At 75.1% G+C, this 647-nt stretch carries 1 pseudogene; it reads left to right on the plus strand.

Annotated elements, in window-relative coordinates:
• Positions 1 to 647: pseudogene (locus ACLEQD_RS44900) on the plus strand (sigma-54 interaction domain-containing protein); the annotation flags it as partial.

Here is a 647-nt window from a genome sequence, read left to right on the forward strand (position 1 = left end):
CTCAGAAGACGCACGCCCTGCTCGCGCAGGTGGCGTCGCGCGACCTCACCGTGGTGCTCACCGGCGAGACGGGCACCGGCAAGGAGCTGGCCGCCCGCGCGCTGCACCGCGAGAGCCCTCGCCGCGACAGGCCCTTCGTCGCGGTGAACTGCGGCGCGCTGCCGGCGGAGCTGGTGGAGAGCGAGCTCTTCGGCCACGCCCGCGGCGCCTTCACCGGCGCGACGGGCGCGAAGGCCGGCCTCTTCGAGGAGGCCCACGGCGGCACGCTCTTCCTGGACGAGGTGGGGGACCTGCCCCTGCCCGTGCAGGTGAAGCTCAACCGCGCGCTCCAGGAGAAGGAGATCCGCCGCGTGGGCACCACCACGCCGGTGACGGTGGACGTGCGCGTGGTCGCGGCCACGCACCGGGACCTCGCGGAGGAGGTGGCGCAAGGCCGCTTCCGCGAGGACCTCTACTACCGGCTGGGCGGCGTGACGGTGCGGATGCCCGCCCTGCGCGAGCGGCGCGAGGACATCGCGCTGCTCGCCATGCACTTCCTCGCCGCCGCGAACCGGCCGGAGCTGGAGGGCTTCACGCCCCAGGCCCTCCAGGCCCTCACCGCCGCGCCCTGGCCGGCAACGTGCGGCAGCTCCAGAACGCGGTGGCGC

Source organism: Corallococcus sp. 4LFB (assembly GCF_046520365.1).
GTDB lineage: Bacteria > Myxococcota > Myxococcia > Myxococcales > Myxococcaceae > Corallococcus > Corallococcus caeni.